Genomic DNA, 18,466 nt, shown 5'->3' on the forward strand with positions numbered 1-18,466 from the left:
CGGCCGAGTACTGGGTGTAGCGCTCGTAGTGCGGGGTCAGAATGATCGCGTTCGGGCACAGGCGCAGAGCCTGCGACATCGGCATCGCACTGCGGACGCCGTAGCGGCGCGCCTCGTACGTCGCACTCGTCACCACGCCACGGCCGCCGACGTGGCCGACGATCGCCGGCTTGCCGCGTGCGTCCGGGCGCTCCAGCAGTTCGACGGAGGCGAAGAACGCATCCATGTCGACGTGCAGGATGGCGGCCTCCGAGTCGTCGACGTCGGACGCGCTCACCTGGCGCTGGCTGCCGTCCGCTCGTCCCACCTCCCTACCTTCTCACCCGCACCCGACGCCCGCACCCTCCCTGCGAAGCGCCCACATTCGTGACGAATGTGCACCTCCACCGCCGCCAGGGCCACATTCGTGACGAATGTGCACCTCCACCGCCGCCAGGGCCACATTCATGACGAATGTGCACCTCCACCGCCGCCATGGCCGCATTCGTGACGAATGTGCAATCGGGATACGTTGGAGTCATGGAATTCAGGTACCTCGGCAACAGCGGACTCAAGATCTCGGAGATCATCTACGGCAACTGGCTCACCCACGGATCGCAGGTCGAGAACGACATCGCGACACAGTCCGTGCGGGCCGCTCTCGAGGCCGGGATCACCACCTTCGACACAGCGGACGCCTACGCCAACACCGCCGCAGAGCAGGTGCTCGGGGATGCGCTGAAGGGCGAGCGACGCGCCTCCCTCGAGATCTTCACGAAGGTCTACTGGCCGACCGGCCCGAAGGGGCACAACGACGTCGGGCTCTCGCGCAAGCACATCCTCGAGTCGATCGACGGCTCGCTGCAGCGTCTCGGGACCGATTACGTCGACCTCTACCAGGCCCACCGCTACGACCACGAGACTCCGCTCGAGGAGACCATGCAGGCGTTCGCCGACGTCGTGCGCGGCGGGAAGGCCCTCTACATCGGCGTGAGCGAGTGGACGGCCGACCAGCTGCGGGCGGGGCACGCCCTGGCGAAGGAGCTGAACATCCAGCTGATCTCCAACCAGCCGCAGTACTCGATGCTGTGGCGCGTCATCGAGAAGCAGGTGGTCCCGGCCTCCGCTGAGCTGGGGATCTCGCAGATCGTGTGGTCGCCGGTCGCTCAGGGTGTGCTGACGGGTAAGTACAAGCCCGGCCAGGAGGCGCCGGAAGGCAGCCGGGCGGCCGACGAGAAGGGCGGAGCGAACGCGATCCGCGGCTTCCTGCGGGAGGATGTGCTGACGGCCGTCCAGGGCCTCCAGCCGATCGCCGACGAACTGGGCATCACCATGGCGCAGCTCGCCGTGGCGTGGGTCCTGCAGAACCCCAACGTCGCCGGCGCGATCGTGGGAGCCTCCCGCCCCGAGCAGGTGCAGTCGAACGCCGCCGCGGCCGGGGTGAAGCTCTCCGGCGACGTGCTGGCGCGCATCGACGAGGCCGTCGGGGATGTTGCCGAGACCGACCCGGCGCTGACCGTCTCCCCCGCGAAGCGTCCCGCCTGAGCGCTGGCCCGGGTCAGACGAGGGCGGATACGAGGGGGCGGAGCCAGGCGCGGAAGGCGGCCGAGTCCTCGCGCAGGGAGGTGCTCACGGCGACCGTGTGCGGACCGATGATCCACGCGCCCTTCTCCGCGAGCGGGAGCACTTCGAGGTCGAGCCGGAAGTAGCCGGCCTGCCTCCGCAGTTCGTGCTCCCGCTCGCGCACAACATCCACGATGTCGGCGGCGCGGAGGCGGTGGGACTCGGCGCTCACGGCCGCATACTCCGCATGCCGGGCGGCCGCCCAGTCCGCCGCGGCGGCGTAGTGCGCGATCACCGCATCCTGCAGCTCGATGGCGCGGTCGAACGCCTCGAAGTGCGGTGGATGCAGGAGCGGAGCGGACAGGCGCCGGTGCCGGTCCGCCGCCACCTCGAACCACGCCTGCCATTGGACCGCCAGGGCCTCCACTGTTCCCGTGCTCACGGGGTCGCCTGCGGGACGTGCAGGGTGCGGGCGCAGCACCGGAGCGGGACGGGGTCGAGTCCGCCCGTCGACAGGCTGCGCAGGATGGGACTCGGGATGCGGCTGCAGCACCGGGGTCACGGCCGGTTCCAGTCGCGGCAGAGGCGGCTGAGCCAGGGCGGCGATCCCGGCCAGGTCGCGCACGGCGAGGGCGACGAGCAGGTCCCACGGGCAGTCTTCCGTGACCTGCCATCGAAGGGTGCCCTCGACGAACATGAAGTCATTGTAGATTCGCGCCGAGTGCGGAGGTAGTGGTCAGGCGAACCGGTTCAGTCGGCGGCGGGCTCCGCGGCGACCAGCAGGAACGCCGGGATGACCGCCGTCTCGTACGGTCCGCGGCCATCGCGGCGGTACTGCGGCTCGGAGAAGGCGACGGTCCAGGTCGTCCAGCTGTCGAGCGGCCCGTAGACGGTGCGCAGGTTGCGGTCCCCGGCCGAGATGATCACGCCGGTCGGCTCTCCCACCCAGTCATCGGAGGCCGCTGGGACGTTCTCCTTCACCCACACCTGGACGCCGACGCCCAGTCCGGGCACGTCCTGACGCTGATCGTTCGCGTCGACGGGTCCCGTGTCCTTGGCGCTGCGCTTCCACATGGACCCATCGTGGCACCCCGGGATGTGCGGGCGCTCAGTGCGAGGTCGTCGCACGAGGGCTGCCGCCGGCGCGCCGCTGCGGATCGAGGAGGCGGCGGAGCATCCACCGCTCACCCACCGTCCACGCCGACGAGGTGAGGATGTACACGGCGGCTGCCAGCGGGACGAATGCGGCGAAGACGACCGTGACGTACGGCAGGAACGACAGGGTGCGCAGCATTCCGGTCGCCGCAGTTGCGCCCGGGGCCTGCGGCAGCGTCAGCACGCGGCGCGAGACCGTCATGACGATCGCGATCAGGGCGAGCACGCCGAGGTAGACCAGCACCGCCGGCCAGACGCCGGCGCCCGCGCCGGTCAGCCCGACGAAGCTCGTGCCGAGGGGCGCGCCGAACGCGTGCTGTCCGAGCAGCGCGTTGGCGTGGCCGGCGATGGTGGGATGCGTGAAGACGGCGTAGACGAGCGTGACCACGGGAAGCTGCGCGAGAAGGGGCAGCATCCCCGCGAAGGGCGACACCTGCTCCTCCCGGTAGAGCTCCATCGTCTTGCGCGCAAGGGTCTCGCGATCGCCCGCGTGCCGGCGCTGCAGCTCGGCGAGCCGGGGGGCGAGACGCCGGCGGTTGTACTCGGCGCGCACCTGGCTGAGGCCGACGGGGAGGAGGACGGCGCGCACGATCACGGTCAGCACGACGATGGCGAGGAGGCCGGCGGCGGTGCCGGCGAGCGGCTCCACAGCGGCGGAAAGAGCGGTGACGAGACGGTAGGCGCCGTCGAGGATGGCCGCGATGGGCGGCCAGGTGAAGAAGTCCATGAGTGAAGTGATTCCCTGCGGGTCGGACGAGTGGTGGACGCGTCTGGTCGCGCAGGGCATCGTCCCGCCGGCGGCGGGGCGGACGCCGGACTACGCGACCGGCAGGGAGAGCGCGGGCGCCCTCGGGCGCGGGCGGCCGTCCGCATCCGGCGCGGACTGGCTCTCGGCGAGCCAGCCGGCGACCGGCACCACGGAGCGGGACCACACCGATTGGAGGCGGAGCGAGGCGGCCAGCGCCGCCACCGACCGCAATGTGGCCGCTGCTACCACAGCCACGAGACCCAGCGCTCCGGCGACGCCCACGAGGGCGATCACGCCGGCCGGGCTGTGCATGCCCAGCATCCCGAGGGCGGACGCGAGGGAGCGTCCGAGCAGCTCGAGCAGGGCGGTCATGGTGATGACGCTAACAGAGGAGGTGGCAGGAATCCGAGTGCGTTCGCGTCAGGCGGACGTGTGTCGCATCTTCCGGAGGCACGGTGGAAGGATGGAGGCATGACTCGAGTCGCGATCATCGGTGCCCACGGAAAAGTCGCTCAGCAGCTCATGCGAGTGCTCTACGACCGCGGTGATGACTTCGTCGGCGTCGTGAGGAACGACGAGCACGCCGACGACGTCTACCGCCTCGGCGGTGAGGGCGCGCTCGTCGACCTGGAGAGCGCGGAGGCGAACACGCTGTCGGCCGCGATCACGGGCTGCGACGCGGTGGTCTTCGCCGCCGGAGCCGGCCCGGGTTCCGGAGCCGAGCGCAAGCGGACGGTCGACTTCGCCGGGTCCACGAAGTCGCAGGAGGCGGCCGCCCAGGCCGGGATCCGCCGCTTCGTCCAGATCTCCGCTTGGGGAGTCGACGCTCCGGTGGACGACACCGACCCGGTGTGGAAGGCCTATGTGGAGGCGAAGCGGGATGCGGATGCGGCGCTGCGCGCATCCACTCTGGACTGGACGATCCTGCGGCCCGGCGGCCTGACGACGGAGGAGGGCACCGGGTCGGTCACACTCGGCGACGCCGTTCCGCGCGGAACCATCGCCCGTGAGGACGTCGCGCGACTGATCGCCGCGGCCCTGGACGAGCCGCGCACGATCGGCCGGCAATGGGAGGTCGTCGGCGGCGAGACTCCCATCGAGGAGGCTGTGCGAGCGCTGGTCGCGTCCGCGTAGGCTTGCGCGCGTGACAGCGGACAACGACCACTCCCCCTACGACGCGCGGCCCTGGGTGGCTTCGTACGCGGCGGATGTCCCGGCCGAGGTCGAGGTGCCCGACGGCTCCCTCGCTCACCTCATCGACGACTCCGTCCGCACCTACGGCCGGCACGTGGCGCTGGAGTTCTTCGGAGCGACGACGACCTATGCCGAACTCGGCGACCAGATCGCCCGCGCCGCGGAGGGCCTGCGCAAGCTGGGCGTCTCCAAGGGAGACCGTGTCGCGCTGGTGCTGCCGAACTGCCCGCAGCACGTCGCCGCCTTCTACGCCGTCCTCCGCCTCGGCGCGGTCGTCGTCGAGCACAACCCCCTCTACACGCCGCGCGAGCTCCGGCACCAGTTCGAGGATCACGGAGCGACCGTGGCGATCGTCTGGGACAAGGTCGCCGCGACCGTCCAGGATCTCCCTGCCGACCTCGGCGTGACCACGGTCGTCTCGGTCGACCTGACGCGCGCCATGCCGGCCTCCAAGCGGTTCGCGCTGAGCCTTCCCGTCCCGGCAGCCCGCACAGCGCGGGAGCAGCTGACGGCGAAGGTCTCGGGGACAATCCGCTGGGACTCGCTGGTGACCTCCCGTCGCCTGAAAGCCTCCTCACCGCGGCCCGAGCGCGACGATCTCGCGCTCATCCAGTACACGTCGGGGACGACCGGCCGTCCGAAGGGCGCCATGCTGACGCACGGCAACCTGACCGTGAATGCGGCACAGGCCCGGGCGTGGGTTCCCACGATCGAGCGGGGAACCTCCGTCGTCTACGCGGTGCTTCCGCTGTTCCACGCGTACGGTCTCACCCTCTGTCTCACCTTCGCGATGAGCATGGGCGCGCGGCTGGTGCTCTTCCCGAAGTTCGACCCGGACCTGGTGCTGGATGTGGTCAAGAAGCGGCCGGCGACCTTCCTGCCCGCCGTGCCCCCGATCTACGAGCGGTTGGTGCAGGCGGCGGAGAGGCGGAAGGTGTCGCTCTCGGGCATCCAGATCGCGATCTCGGGCGCGATGAGCCTGCCGCAGGGCATCGTCGACCTGTGGGAGGAAGAGACGGGCGGTTACCTCGTGGAGGGCTACGGGCTCTCCGAGTGCTCCCCCGTGCTGATGGCGAATCCGGTCGGGGCGACGCGGAAGCCGGGGACCGTCGGTCTGCCGCTGCCGAGTACGGACCTGCGCGTCGCCGATCCGGAGGATCCGTCGGTCGACCGGCCGTTCGGCGAGGAGGGCGAACTGCTCGCCCGCGGTCCGCAGGTGTTCTCGGGATACTGGCGCAAGCCGGACGAGTCGTCGTCGGTGTTCACGGACGACGGCTGGTTCCGCACCGGCGACATCGTGACGATGGATGAGGACGGATTCGTCCGCATCGTCGACCGCATCAAGGAGCTCATCGTCACCGGCGGCTTCAACGTGTCGCCGACAGAGGTCGAGGACGCGCTGCGCTCGTTCCCGGGCGTGGCGGATGTCGCGGTCGTCGGTCTCCCCCACCGCCGCGGCGGCGAGGATGTGGTGGCCGCGGTCGTGATGGAGGCCGGGGCGTCGTTCGACGAGGAGGCGATCCGCGCCTACGGCCGGGACTGCCTCACCCCCTACAAGGTGCCGAAGCATGTGGTGCAGGTGGACGAGCTGCCGCGTTCGATCGTCGGAAAGGTGATCCGCCGCAAAGTGCGGGACCAGTTGCTGGCTGCCCAGGGGTCGTGAGCGTCAGTCCCCGATCGGGAAGACGAGCAGCGATCCCGTGGCGGTCGCGACCGTCTTGCCCGCGCCATCCGTGACGACGCCGTCGGCGAAGGCCACGCGATTTCCGGGCTTCGTCACCGTGGCCGTGCAGGTGAGCGGACCGGTGTGGGCGAACACGGGCCGCAGGTAGTTGACCGTGATCTGGATGGACGTGTAGCCCTGTCCCTGCGGCAGGGTCGTCTGCACCGCGCATCCCAGTGCCGAGTCGAGCACGGTGCAGACGAAGCCGCCGTGCACCGTCCCGATCGGGTTGTAGTGCGACTCGTCCGGCTCGCAGGAAAAGGTCACCGTCCCGGGATCGGCGGAGACGAGGGTCATCCGCATCAGCGCGGTGATGGGCGGGGGCGGCAGTTCGCCGCGGATCATGGAGCGCAGGTACTCCAGCCCGGTCATCGTCGGCATCAGGGTGACTCCGGGCGCCGGATCCTCCCAGGTGACCGTCCGGGTGCGTTCGATGCGTTCGGTGGTGGCCTCATCCATACGGTCATCCTCTCGTATCGGGATCCGCCGCCGCACCCGCGAGGCGTGCCAGGCGCCGGCGGGCCGCCAGCTCCGCCTGGGTGTGCGGCCCGAGCAGGATGCGCGAGCCCCGGAGCACCGTCGCGGTGGCCGAGTGGATGGGAAGCAGCGGCTCCCAGCGCGTCCGTGGCAGCCCGAGCAGCGCGCGGTGGCGGGGATCCAGAGTCGACACGGCCGCGCGGAACACGATCCGGTACGACGGGCGCAGCACCGGGCGAAGCGGCGCCCGACGGATGAACCGGACGATCTCGTCGACCTCGGGCCCTCCGCGCAGGTCGCCGGCCTCGGTGATCGCGTCGATCTGGGCGCGCAGCCCGGCGGCCGTCCGCGGAGGGTCCTCAACGCCCATCAGGTCCGCCGCCGTCGCCCAGTCGGCGACATAGGCGTCCGGTCCGCCCGGGATGGGGTCGCCCCATCGTTCGTGGGCGGTCAGGAACGCGTCCGTGAACGACAGGTGCACCCAGCGCGCGAGGTCCGGGTCGTTCGCGGAGTACGGTCGTTCGACCCCGTGCCCGTCGACATACCGGCCGGTGACCCGGCGGTGCAGTACGCGGACCATGTCCGAGGCGGCGGCGGCCTGGCCGCGGCTGCCGAAGGTGACCGTGTGGATCCATTGGATGGTGCCGGCCAGCCGCCCGAGCGGATCCTCGCGGTAGCGCGAGTGGTCCCGCACCCCGGCCAGCGCTCCCGGGTGCAGTGCTTGCAGCAGAAGGGCGCGGACACCGGCGACCAGGGTCGGCATCCCGCCGTGCACCGCCCACGCCGCACTGCCGGGGGCGAAGAAGCCTGCGTCCTCGCCTTCCTCGAGGCGCAGGATCCAGGCGGGGACTTCGTCCGAGCGGCCGGCCAGGGTCTCGATCAGACGCGAGCGGACCGGCGAGAGGACGCGGTCGACGACTGGTCCTATCATTTCGGACCGGTCATCGCGCTGCCGTCATCGCGGTGCTCATCGCGGTGTGCTCATCGCGCTGTCGCCTCCAGGCCGAGGCCGTCGATCAGTTGCGCACCCGGAAGCTCGGCGATGAATCGGCCGGGAAGGAGGATCTTGGAGCGGCGGACGCCGGAACCGATGATCACAACGTCCCGCTCGGCGACCCGCCGGTCGACCAGCACCGGCCAGCCGTGCGGCAGGCCGATCGGCGTGATCCCGCCGTACTCCATCCCGGTGAGCTCCACAGCACGGTCCATCGGGAGGAACGACGCCTTGCGCACATCCAGCAGGCGCTTCACGGTGTTGTTGACATCCGCGCGCGTGGTCGAGAGGACGACGCAGGCGATCCGCTCCACGCCTTCGCGCTTGCCTGCGACGACGACGCAGTTGGCGAGGTCGTCCGGGTCCAGGCCGAACTCGTCGCGCGTCGCAGCGGTGTCGGAGATGCCGGGGTCGATCTCCACCACCCCGACCTCGTCCAGCCGGCCGAGAGCGTCGAGCATCGCCAGCGTGGAGGGAGCGAGCACATCGGTGCGGGAGGAAGCGGGAGCGGTCGTGAGGCCGCCGAGAGTGAACACGCCCATGCGCCTACTCTGCACACGGCGGCTGGGAATCCGCAATCCGCGACGAGTCGACGCAACACGCCGTCCCGCAGGGCGCGGAGACGGCGTGTGTGCGTCGACTCGTCGGTCGGTGGACGGGCTACTCGGTCGCGGCAGCGCGCTCGAGGACGAGCTCGCGGACGCGGGCGGCGTCCGCCTGCCCCTTCATGGCCTTCATCACGGCACCGATGACCGCCCCGGCGGCCTGGACCTTGCCGTCGCGGATCTTCGCCAGCACGTCGGGCTGTGCGGCGAGTGCCTCATCGATCGCGGCGATCAGCGCGCCGTCGTCGGAGACGACCGCGAGCCCTCGGGCGTCGACGACCTCCTGCGGGCCGCCCTCGCCCGCGATGACGCCCTCGAGCACCTGTCGGGCGAGGCGGTCCGTGAGCGTTCCGGCGTCCACCAGGGCAGCGAGCTCGGCGACGTGCCGCGGGCTGACCAGCGTGCCGGCGGGAACGTTCTGCGCGTTCGCCAGGCGGGCGATCTCGCCGGTCCACCACTTGCGGGCCGCGGCCGGGCCGGCGCCCGCGGCGATCGTCGCCTCCACTTCGTCCAGCAGGTCGGCGTTGGCGACGTCCTGGAATTCGAGTGCGGTGAACCCCCACTCGGCGGTGAGACGCTTGCGGCGCGTGGCGGGCGGCTCGGGCAGCGTGCCTCGCAGTTCTTCCACCCATTCGCGGCTCGGCGCGACGGGCACGAGGTCCGGCTCCGGGAAGTAGCGGTAGTCGTCGGCGTCCGACTTGGGACGGCCGGCGCTGGTGGTGCCCGAGTCTTCGTGCCAGTGGCGCGTCTCCTGGACGATGGTGCCGCCGGCCTCCAGGATCGCCGCCTGACGCTGGATCTCGTAGCGCACGGCGCGCTCGATCGAGCGCAGCGAGTTGACGTTCTTCGTCTCGGTGCGCGTGCCGAGCTTCGTCGTGCCACGAGGACGGAGGGAGATGTTGGCGTCGCAGCGCACGTTGCCCTCCTCCATCCGGGCGTTGGAGATGCCGAGTCCCTTGACGATGTCCCGAATGACCCGCACGTAGGCGCGACCGACCTCCGGCGCATCGGCCTCGGCGCCCTCGATGATCTTGGTGACGATCTCGACGAGTGGCACGCCGCCGCGGTTGAAGTCCACCAGTGAGTGGTCGGCACCGTGGATGCGGCCCGTCGCGCCGCCGACGTGGGTCAGCTTGCCGGCGTCCTCCTCCATGTGGGCGCGCTCGATCGCGATGGTGATCTCGCGGCCGTTCTCCAGCTCGATCGTGATGGAGCCGTCGTAGGCGATCGGCTCGTCGTACTGGGAGGTCTGGAAGTCTTTCGCCAGGTCCGGGTAGAAGTAGTTCTTCCGGGCGAACCGGCTCGACTCGGCGATCTCGCAGCCGAGCGCCAGTCCGAGGCGGATGCTGGACTCGATGGCCTTTTCGTTCACCTGCGGCATGCCGCCGGGCAGGCCGAGGCACGTCGGGCAGGTGTTCGTGTTCGCACCGGAGCCGAACTCGTTGGCGCAGCCGCAGAACATCTTGGTCTTCGTGTTCAGCTCGACGTGGACTTCGAACCCGAGCACGGGCTCGAACAGCTCGAGCGCGCGGTCGTAATCCATCAGCTGCACTTTCCGGGCAGTGCTGTTCGCCATCAGACGGCTCCCTCTTCGCTTGCGAACATCTCGGTGGCGCTCAGGTCCGGCGCCTGGCTGAGCAGCGTGTGGCCCCACTGCTCCTCCAGCAGGCGCTCCAGCGCCGAGCCGTAGGTGTAGAGGCGGGCGTCTGCGCGGGCGGGTGCCATCAGCTGCATCCCGACGGGGAGGCCGTCCTCGGGCGCGAGCCCGATCGGCAGTCCCATACCCGGGATCCCGGCGAGGTTGGCCGGGATCGTGGTGATGTCGTTGAGGTACATCGCCATCGGGTCGTCGATCTTCTCGCCGAGCTTGAAGGCGGTGGTCGGCGCGCTCGGGCTGACCAGCACATCCACCTTCTCGAAGGCCGCGGAGAAGTCGCGCTGGATGAGCGTGCGGACCTTCTGCGCGCTGCCGTAGTAGGCGTCGTAGTAGCCGGCGCTCAGGGCGTAGGTGCCGAGGATGATGCGGCGCTTGACCTCCGGGCCGAAGCCCGCGTCGCGGGTCGCCGCCATGACGCGCTCCACGGTGACGGGAGGGTCGGACGGGTTCACCCGCAGCCCGAACCGCACGGAGTCGAACCGCGCCAGGTTGCTGGACGCCTCCGCCGGGAGGATCAGGTAGTAGGCGGACACCGCGTACTCGAAGCTGGGGGCTCCGACCTCGACGATCTCGGCTCCGGCGGACTCCAGCAGCACGAGCGCCTCGTCGAAGCGCTGCTTGACGCCCTTCTGGAACCCCTCACCGGCGAGTTCGCGGATCACGCCGACCCGGACCCCGGACAGGGCGCCCTCGCGGCGGCCGGCACGCGCGGCGTCGGCCATCGACGGCCAGGAGTCGCTGAGCGAGGTGGAGTCGAGCGGGTCGTGACCGCCGATGACGTCGTGCAGGAGGCCGGCATCCAGGACCGTGCGCGAGACCGGGCCCACCTGGTCGAGCGAGCTGGCCAGCGCGATCGCGCCGTAGCGGCTCACGCCGCCGTAGGTCGGCTTGACGCCGACCGAGCCGGTCACGGCCGCGGGCTGACGGATCGAGCCGCCGGTGTCGGAGCCCAGCGCGATCGGGGCCTCGAAGGCCGAGACGGCCGCGGCCGAACCGCCGCCGGAACCGCCCGGGATGCGTTCCAGGTCCCACGGGTTGCGGGTCGGGCCGTAGGCGGAGTGCTCGGTGGAGGACCCCATCGCGAACTCGTCCATGTTCGTCTTGCCGAGCGGGACGAGGTCCGCCTCGCGCAGGCGGCGCACGACGGTCGCATCGTAGGGCGGGAGCCATCCCTCGAGGATCTTCGACCCGGCGGTCGAGGGCATGTCCTCGGTGGCGAGGACGTCCTTGATCGCGATCGGGACGCCGGCCAGCGGACCGAGCCGCTCGCCCGCCGCGCGGCGGCCGTCGATCTCGGCGGCGGTGCGCAGTGCCTTGTCGGCAGCGACGTGGAGGAACGCGTGGACGTCGGCGTCGACGGCCTCGATCCGGTCGAGGTGCGCGCGGACGGCCTCCTCGGAGGAGACCTCCCGGGCGGCGAGCCGCTCGGCGAGGTCGGAGGCGGAGAGCCTGGTCAGATCGGTCATGCGCTTACTCCTCCTCCAGGATGGTGGCGACCGAGAACCGGTCGCCCTCGCGCTCCGGCGCTCCGGACAACGCCTGCTCCACCGTCAGCGACGGCCGGACCACGTCCTGCCGGAAGACGTTGGTCAGGGGCAGCGGGTGGCTGGTCGCGGGAACGTCGGGACCGGCCACCTCCTGGACCTTGGCGACGGACTCGACGATCTGGCCGAGCTCCTTCGTGAGGCTCTCGAGCTCTTCCGGGCTGAGGTCGATCCTGGCGAGGTTCGCCAGGTGCGCGACCTGCTCCGCGCTGATTTCGCCTGCGCTGGTTTCAGACAAGGGTGCGTCTCCGTGGGATTCGGTGGTGAAGTGGCGGAGCTCGCGTCGCGGCCCGCCTCTCTCGATTCTAGAGCGAGCCGAACGGCCCGTGCCCCGGATGCCGACCTCGTCGCCAGGGTCTCAGCGCGACGCGTGCGCTGCGTTCGAGCCCGGCCCGTCCTCGGGGACGCCGTTGCCGTCGAGCACGAGGTCGCCGCGATCGATCCCGATCATCGCCAGGTTGCGCATGCATTCCGTGCCTGCGGTGAAGTACGCGTTGTGCCCCGACGAACCGGCGAGGGTCGCATGGGTAAGGGGGTCGACCGCGCCGCCCACACCCATCGGCTTCGCGCCGTACCCGGGCGAGCCGGGGTCGCTGCCGAAGAACGCGCTGTTCACGATGGGGTCCATCGGAGCCTCGCCGACGAAGACGTTGCCGCCTACGACCGAGAGGCCGGCGACCGTCTGGGAGGCGCTTCCGGGCGAGCCCATCAGCGCCAGCGCATCCACGGTGACGGTGTGACGCTCGAGCGCCATCAGCGCAGCAGTCGAGCCGTAGGAGTGAGCGAAGACGCTGAGGAACGGCTGGTCGCCGTCGCGCAGCGCGCGGATCCCCTGCAGGGTCCGCTCCAGGCTGTCAGCGCCCTGCGTGGCGAGCGCGGTCCCGCCGATGTTGGTGAGCACCGGAGTCTGGTAGCCGATCCAGGCGACCACCGCGACGCCGGGCGCCGTGGCGCTGCCACGCGGTCCGAGGATGCGGCGGAGCACGCCGGTCTGCAGGTCGTACTGCTCCTGAGCGACCTGGGCCCACGCCTCGATCTGCTCACCGACCGACATGTACATCCCGGGGACGAGCACGCTCACGTAGGCCGCCGTCCGGAGATCGCCGACGACGATGGCCGCCTTGGCGTCGGGCGACGGGTCGAGAGTGACGAGCGTGCGCGTGACGCCGTCGTGCTTCGAGAGCGCCTTCTTGACGTTGTCCAGCGTCTCGAGCTGACGCTGCAGGGTCACGCGCTCCGTCCGCCCGTGTTCTGAGGTGAGGGTCTTCGTGACGCCGGCGATCGTCTGGGTCAGGTCGAGCGCGTTGGCGCGGCCGCGAACCGCGTACGGCACCCCCTCCAGGTTGCCGATCACGTGCGGCGCCGCCTTGATGAGGAGCTTCTGCTTGGCGGGGTCGATGAGATTCCAGAGCCGGCTCACCTCTGCGGCGGCCGGCGCCTGGACGAGCAAGGCCTGGAGCTTCGCCCGGTTGGCGTCGAGGAAGGACGGCAGGGCCGACGCGTTCACTCCCGCGAGCGTGCTGAGAACGGCGGCCGATGCGCCGCCGCGGACCGGTCCGGCAGGCACGTCGGAGACCGGGCCGGAGACGGATGAAACGTAAGCGGAAGAAGATGCGGAGGAAGCCGTCGAGAGATATGCCGCAGAAGAGATGGATGCGACCGGGGCCGGCGCCGCCTCCGCGGGCAGCACAGAAGCCCCGGTCAGTCCGGAGACGACCGAGGTAATCAGTACAGCTGCAAAGCCGACCAGCACTCCGTCCGGGTCCCTCCGAGAGCGAGCGAGCTAAGCTCATGCGCGTGCGCTCGGGCCAAGCGCACGTGTCGACTCTACCCGTGAACGGGTGGCGGACGGCAACCCGTTCTACCCCCGATTCAGGGGGAGAATTCGAGTCCTGTCGGCGCAATGGAGGACCGAAAACTCACGTTTCGAGGGCTGCGGGACCCTCCTCGACCAGTTTCTTGAATTGCACGGCGTCTATGATGCGGACCCCGAGCTCCTCGGCTTTCGCCAGCTTGGACCCCGCGCCAGGACCAGCCGCCACGAAATCCGTCTTCTTGGACACGCTGGATGCCGCCTTGCCGCCCGCCGCGATGATGGCCTCCTGCGCGCCCTCGCGGCTGTAGCCGTCGAGCGAGCCGGTGGCGACGACCGTCAGTCCGGCGAGCACTCCGCCGGCCTCCCCGGCGTGACCCGGACCCGGGTGCCCCGGCGTGCTGAACTGCACGCCGTCTGCCGCCCAGCGCTCCACGATCTCGCGGTGCCAGTCGACCTCGAACCAGGCCAGAACGGCGTCCGCGATGATGCCTCCCACACCATCCACTGCGGCCAGCTCATCGCGCGACGCCGACCGGATGCGGTCGAGCGAACCGAAGTGATTGGCGAGGGCGCGCGCGGCGACCGGGCCGACGTGACGGATGTTCAGGGCGACCAGTATGCGCCACAGCGGCTTCTCCCGCGCGGCCGACAGGTTGCTCAGCAGCTCCGTGGCGTTCTTCGACGGCACGTACAGCTCGTCGCCCGAGAACTCCTCCGCGCCGGGGTCGAACGGTCCATCCTTCTTCTGCCGCCGACGGCGGAACGGAGTGTCTACCTTTTCCTCGCCCGAGTCCGTCAGTTTGGGCAGTCCGGTCTCCGAATCCCGCACCACGACTTGGATCGGGAAGATATCGGCGAGCGAGAGCCCGAACAGTCCGGCCTCCGTCGGCAGCGGAGGCGTTTCGGGGAACCGCGGCTGGGTGAGCGCCGCCGCCGCGACCTCTCCGAGCGCCTCGATGTCGAGCGCGCCGCGCGAGCCGATGTGCTCCACCCGGCCCCGCACCTGGGCGGGGCAGAACTCGGCGTTCGGGCAGCGCAGGTCGATGTCGCCCTCCTTGGCCGGAGCGAGCCTCGTCCCGCACTCGGGGCAGTTCTCGGGCATCACGAACTCGCGCTCGCTGCCGTCGCGCAGCTCCACCACTGGGCCGAGCACCTCGGGGATGACGTCCCCCGCCTTGCGCAGCACCACGGTGTCGCCGATGAGCACGCCCTTCGCCTTGACGACCTCCTGGTTGTGCAGGGTCGCCTGGCGGACCTCGGATCCGGCGACACGCACCTTCTCCATCACGGCGAACGGGGTGGCACGGCCGGTGCGGCCGACGCTGACCACGATGTCCAGCAGCTTCGTGTTGACCTGCTCCGGCGGGTACTTGTACGCGATGGCCCAGCGCGGGGCTCGGCTGGTCGCACCCAGCTCGTCGTGCAGAGCCAGCTCATCCACTTTGATGACGATTCCATCGATCTCGTGCTCCACGGCCCCGCGGTGAGCGCCGTAGTACTCGATGAACTCGTCGACCTTCTTCGGGTCGTCCATCACGCGGTAGTGCGACGAGGTCGGGAGTCCCCAGCCCTGGAGCAGCTCGTACACCTGGGACTGCGCCTCGACGGGCGGGTTGCGCCAGGCGCCGATGCCGTGCACGAGCATGTGGAGGCGTCGTAGACGGTTGCGCATCAACTCCAGCTGGGCCGGGTTCTTGCCCTCGGCCTTCTGGCGCAGCGATCCGCTCGCGGCATTGCGGGCGTTGGCGAAGACGCGCTCGCCCGCCTCCAGCTGGTGGGCGTTGAGCTCCTCGAACTCGGCGACCGGGAAGAAGACCTCGCCCCGCACCTCCACGAGGACGGGCGGCTGATCGGTGGCCAGGCGGCTCGGGATGGCCGGGATCCAGCGGATGTTCTCGGTCACGTCCTCCCCCACGACCCCGTCGCCGCGGGTGGCGGCCGAGACGAGTACACCCCGCTCGTAGCGGAGGTTGATCGCCAGGCCGTCGATCTTCAGCTCGCAGAGGTAGTCGACGCGGCGCCCGGCGTCGCGCTCCACACGCGCGGCCCAGGCCTCGAACTCCTGCAGCGAGAAGACGTTGTCGAGGCTGAGCATCCGCTCGGCGTGCTCGACCGGGGCGAACAGCGTCGTCTGGGCGCGGCCGCCGACGGTCTGCGTGGGACTGTCCTGCGACTGGAGCTCGGGATGGAGCCGCTCGAGCTCCTCGAGCCGCCGCATCATGCGGTCGTACTCCTCATCGCTCACGAGCACCGTGTCGCGCTCGTAGTACGCGTCACGCAGCTCGAGGATGCGCGTCGTCAGCTGCTGTGCCTCGGCCCCCGCTTGCGCGAGCTGGTCGTCGGTCGTCGTCTCGATCGCCACGCGCCCAGCTTATTCGTGACCCCCGACGGTGGTGCCGGTGGGCCGCGGGCGGACTCAGGCCGGGACGGCCGACACCGTGCGGTCGATCGTGGTCTGGCCGAGCACCCGCGTGCCGACGTACACCACGGCGGTCTGCCCGGGTGCGACTCCATTGAGCGGCACGTCCGGCCGGACCACCAGCTCGCCGCCGGTCACGGAGGCCACCGCCGGCACGGGATCCGCGTGCGCGCGGATCTGCACCTCGCACGCGAACGGCGTGGCCGGGTCGGCCGGCGGCATCCCCGCCCACGTGAAGCGCGACCCGGCGACCTCGGCGATGTCCAGCGCTTCGCGCGGACCGACGACGACGGTGTTCTCCTTCGGCCGCACCTCGAGCACGAAGCGGGGGCGGCCGTCCGGCGACGGGTAGCCCACGTTCAGGCCCTTCCGCTGCCCGACCGTGTAAGCGTGGGCTCCCTCGTGCGTTCCGAGGCGGTTGCCCTCCCGGTCGACGATGTCGCCGGTCGACGTGCCGACGCGGTCGGCGAGCCAGCCGCGCGTGTCCCCGTCCGGGATGAAGCAGATGTCGTGCGAGTCCGGCTTGTTCGCGACGCTCAGGCCGCGCGCCGCCGCCTCCGCCCGCACCTCCGCCTTGGACGGCGTCGCGCCGAGCGGGAACATGGCGTGCGCCAGCTGCTCCGCCGTCAGCACGCCGAGGACATAGGACTGGTCCTTCGCCCAGGCGCTCGCCCGGTGCAGCTCGCGGTTGCCGTCCTCGTCGGTCACGATGGCCGCGTAGTGCCCGGTGCAGACAGCGTCGAAACCGAGGTCGAGCGCCTTCTCCAGCAGTGCGGCGAACTTGATGCGCTCGTTGCAGCGCATGCAGGGGTTGGGGGTGCGGCCGGCGGTGTATTCGGCGATGAAGTCGTCCACCACATCCAGCTTGAAGCGCTCGGAGAAGTCCCATACGTAGTACGGGATGCCGATGATGTCGGCCGCGCGCTGCGCATCCATCGAGTCCTCGATCGTGCAGCAGCCCCGGCTGCCGGTGCGCAGCGTCCCCGGCATCCGCGAGAGCGCGAGGTGCACGCCGACCACGTCGTGCCCGGCTTCGACGGCACGCGCCGCCGCCACCGCCGAGTCGACACCGCCGCTCATCGCCGCCAGAACTTTCACCCGGCGATTCTACCCGCGCTCGCCGGCCCCTCCTCCGTTCAGCCCCGACTCCTCAATCGCTCCCTCCCGCCTCCCTCCCGGCGAGATTCGTCACGAATGTGCACCTACACGCGGCTCAGGGCGATATTCGTCACGAATGTGCACTTAGACCCGACGCCAGGGCAAAGCGACATTCGTCACGAATGTGCACCTGCACGCGGCTCAGGGCGACATTCGTCACGAATGTGCCGGGCGCGCCGCAGCGGGACCGGCGCACAAAGGGAGACGGCGCTAGCGGCCGAGCCGCGGCGAGCGCTCGGCGAGCCCCGCCCGCGATGCCTGCGCGTAGGCGCCGGGGAGCGCCGCGAGCAGCGCATCCACGTCGGCGTCGGTCGACGTGCGCCCCAGGGTGAATCGCAGAGCACTCCGCGCCTCGGTCTCGCTGCGCCCCATCGCCAGCAGCACGTGCGACGGCTCGGGGATGCCCGCCTGACACGCCGAGCCCGTCGACACCGACACGCCGGCCAGGTCGAGCAGGAACAGCAGCGAGTCCCCCTGCGCACCGGGGAAGGTGAAATGGACATTGGATGCAACCCGCGCGGCACGCGCCCCCTCAGGCTCCGGCCCGCTCAGCACAGCCTCCGGCACGGCCGCCCGCACCCCGTGGATGAGGCGGTCCCGCAGCGCCGTCAGCCGCACGGTCTCCGCCTCGCGCTCCGCCTCGGCCGCCCGCGCAGCGACCGCGAATGACACCGCTGCCGCCACATCCTGCGTCCCGCTCCGCACCTGACGCTGCTGCCCTCCGCCGTGGATGAGCGGCACGACCGTCGAGGTCCGGTTCAGGACGAGCGCTCCGATCCCCACCGGCCCCCCGATCTTGTGCGCGGAGACGCTGAGCGCATCCACCCCGAGCCCCGCGAAGTCGAGCGGCAGGTGCCCGTACGCGGCCACCGCATCCACATGGACGGGCACATCGGCGTCCCGCGCGACCTCGGCGAGCGCCGCCACCGGCTGCACCGTGCCGACCTCGTTGTTCACGGCGAGGAAGGTCATCAGGGCGGCGTCCGACCCGTCGATGCCGTCCGGGACCACGATGGCTCCCTCCCCATCGAGCGGCAGCCAGGACGGCTCGGCGCCCTCGGCGCGCTCCAGCCACTCGACGGTGTCGAGCGTCGCGTGGTGCTCCCCTCCCGGGACCAGGATGCGCGGCCGCCGCGCGCCGCTGTTGCGGGCCCAGTACATCCCTTTGATGGCCAGGTTGATCGCCTCGGTCCCGCCGGAGGTGAATACGACCTCGATCGGCTCCGCCCCGAGCGTTGCGGCGATCGTCTCGCGCGCCTCCTCGAGCATCCTCCGGGCCTGCTGGCCCTGGCTGTGGATGCTGGACGGGTTGCCGACGACGCCCATGGCCTCGGTGTAGGCGGCGATCGCCTCCGGGCGCATCGGCGTGGTGGCGGCGTGGTCCAGGTAGACCGGCACAATGCCCTCCGCAGGTTCATCCAGGCGTGTATCACT

Annotated in this window: 18 protein-coding genes; 3 read left to right on the top strand and 15 right to left on the bottom strand. The window is 70.6% G+C overall.

All coding sequences use genetic code 11. The features are described from left to right. A partial coding sequence (locus ACPYOG_RS06300; RefSeq protein WP_481293393.1) for a Y-family DNA polymerase occupies window positions 1-307 on the bottom strand: 307 nt, incomplete at its 3' end. A 212-nt stretch (window positions 308-519) separates the two neighbouring features. On the opposite strand from ACPYOG_RS06300, the gene ACPYOG_RS06305 reads away from it, so the two are divergent. After that, complete coding sequence (locus ACPYOG_RS06305) at window positions 520-1,524, top strand: aldo/keto reductase family protein (RefSeq protein ID WP_481293394.1); 1,005 nt, start codon at window positions 520-522, stop codon at window positions 1,522-1,524. A gap of 13 nt (window positions 1,525-1,537) precedes the next feature. On the opposite strand, the gene ACPYOG_RS06310 is transcribed toward ACPYOG_RS06305, so the two are convergent. The 4 genes from ACPYOG_RS06310 to ACPYOG_RS06325 form a co-directional block, all read right to left on the bottom strand. Beyond that, window positions 1,538-2,239, bottom strand: a complete 702-nt coding sequence (locus tag ACPYOG_RS06310) for a hypothetical protein (RefSeq protein WP_481293395.1) — start codon at window positions 2,237-2,239, stop codon at window positions 1,538-1,540. A 53-nt stretch (window positions 2,240-2,292) separates the two neighbouring features. Then, entirely contained in the window at window positions 2,293-2,616 is a 324-nt protein-coding gene (locus ACPYOG_RS06315) for a hypothetical protein (protein WP_481293396.1), read from the bottom strand. Between the two features lie 34 nt (window positions 2,617-2,650). Next, a complete protein-coding gene (locus ACPYOG_RS06320; protein ID WP_481293397.1) occupies window positions 2,651-3,424 on the bottom strand; it encodes a YidC/Oxa1 family membrane protein insertase in 774 nt (257 codons plus the stop codon). 90 nt (window positions 3,425-3,514) lie between these two features. Then, window positions 3,515-3,817 (bottom strand): DUF6412 domain-containing protein, encoded by a 303-nt coding sequence (locus ACPYOG_RS06325; RefSeq protein ID WP_481293398.1) that lies wholly within the window; start codon window positions 3,815-3,817, stop codon window positions 3,515-3,517. Window positions 3,818-3,916: 99 nt separating this feature from the next. On the opposite strand from ACPYOG_RS06325, the gene ACPYOG_RS06330 reads away from it, so the two are divergent. Continuing rightward, window positions 3,917-4,579, top strand: coding sequence for an SDR family oxidoreductase (locus tag ACPYOG_RS06330; RefSeq protein WP_481293399.1), 663 nt, complete (start codon window positions 3,917-3,919; stop codon window positions 4,577-4,579). A 10-nt stretch (window positions 4,580-4,589) separates the two neighbouring features. Next, the gene (locus ACPYOG_RS06335) at window positions 4,590-6,302 is read left to right on the top strand and encodes a long-chain-fatty-acid--CoA ligase (protein WP_481293400.1); all 1,713 of its coding nucleotides are present in this window, start codon (window positions 4,590-4,592) and stop codon (window positions 6,300-6,302) included. Between the two features lie 3 nt (window positions 6,303-6,305). Here the strand turns inward: ACPYOG_RS06335 and ACPYOG_RS06340 are convergent, their stop codons facing one another. The 10 genes from ACPYOG_RS06340 to ACPYOG_RS06385 form a co-directional block, all read right to left on the bottom strand. Further along, a complete protein-coding gene (locus tag ACPYOG_RS06340) occupies window positions 6,306-6,821 on the bottom strand; it encodes a PaaI family thioesterase (protein WP_481293401.1) in 516 nt (171 codons plus the stop codon). Between the two features lie 4 nt (window positions 6,822-6,825). Beyond that, a complete protein-coding gene (locus ACPYOG_RS06345; RefSeq protein ID WP_481293402.1) occupies window positions 6,826-7,770 on the bottom strand; it encodes an oxygenase MpaB family protein in 945 nt (314 codons plus the stop codon). 50 nt (window positions 7,771-7,820) lie between these two features. Further along, window positions 7,821-8,375, bottom strand: coding sequence for a YbaK/EbsC family protein (locus ACPYOG_RS06350; protein WP_481293403.1), 555 nt, complete (start codon window positions 8,373-8,375; stop codon window positions 7,821-7,823). Between the two features lie 118 nt (window positions 8,376-8,493). Continuing rightward, complete coding sequence (gatB, locus tag ACPYOG_RS06355) at window positions 8,494-10,014, bottom strand: Asp-tRNA(Asn)/Glu-tRNA(Gln) amidotransferase subunit GatB (protein ID WP_481293404.1); 1,521 nt, start codon at window positions 10,012-10,014, stop codon at window positions 8,494-8,496. After that, window positions 10,014-11,561 (bottom strand): Asp-tRNA(Asn)/Glu-tRNA(Gln) amidotransferase subunit GatA, encoded by a 1,548-nt coding sequence (gene gatA, locus ACPYOG_RS06360; RefSeq protein ID WP_481293405.1) that lies wholly within the window; start codon window positions 11,559-11,561, stop codon window positions 10,014-10,016. Before gatA ends, gatB begins: the two co-directional genes overlap by 1 nt. 4 nt (window positions 11,562-11,565) lie before the next feature. After that, on the bottom strand, window positions 11,566-11,877 hold the full coding sequence (gene gatC / locus ACPYOG_RS06365; protein WP_481293406.1) for an Asp-tRNA(Asn)/Glu-tRNA(Gln) amidotransferase subunit GatC: 312 nt from the start codon (window positions 11,875-11,877) through the stop codon (window positions 11,566-11,568). A 120-nt stretch (window positions 11,878-11,997) separates the two neighbouring features. Beyond that, the gene (locus tag ACPYOG_RS06370) at window positions 11,998-13,206 is read right to left on the bottom strand and encodes an alpha/beta hydrolase (protein ID WP_481293407.1); all 1,209 of its coding nucleotides are present in this window, start codon (window positions 13,204-13,206) and stop codon (window positions 11,998-12,000) included. Window positions 13,207-13,558: 352 nt separating this feature from the next. Then, complete coding sequence (gene ligA / locus ACPYOG_RS06375) at window positions 13,559-15,817, bottom strand: NAD-dependent DNA ligase LigA (protein WP_481293408.1); 2,259 nt, start codon at window positions 15,815-15,817, stop codon at window positions 13,559-13,561. Window positions 15,818-15,871: 54 nt separating this feature from the next. Further along, window positions 15,872-16,972: a tRNA 2-thiouridine(34) synthase MnmA gene (gene mnmA / locus ACPYOG_RS06380; protein ID WP_481293409.1), complete on the bottom strand. Its 1,101-nt coding sequence runs from the start codon at window positions 16,970-16,972 to the stop codon at window positions 15,872-15,874. A gap of 270 nt (window positions 16,973-17,242) precedes the next feature. Continuing rightward, window positions 17,243-18,430 carry a cysteine desulfurase family protein gene (locus ACPYOG_RS06385; protein WP_481293410.1) on the bottom strand — a complete coding sequence of 396 codons (1,188 nt, stop codon included), beginning with the start codon at window positions 18,428-18,430 and terminating at the stop codon, window positions 17,243-17,245. Window positions 18,431-18,466: the final 36 nt, after the last annotated feature.

It is taken from the genome of Leifsonia sp. HAY1-4F (genome assembly GCF_056755275.1).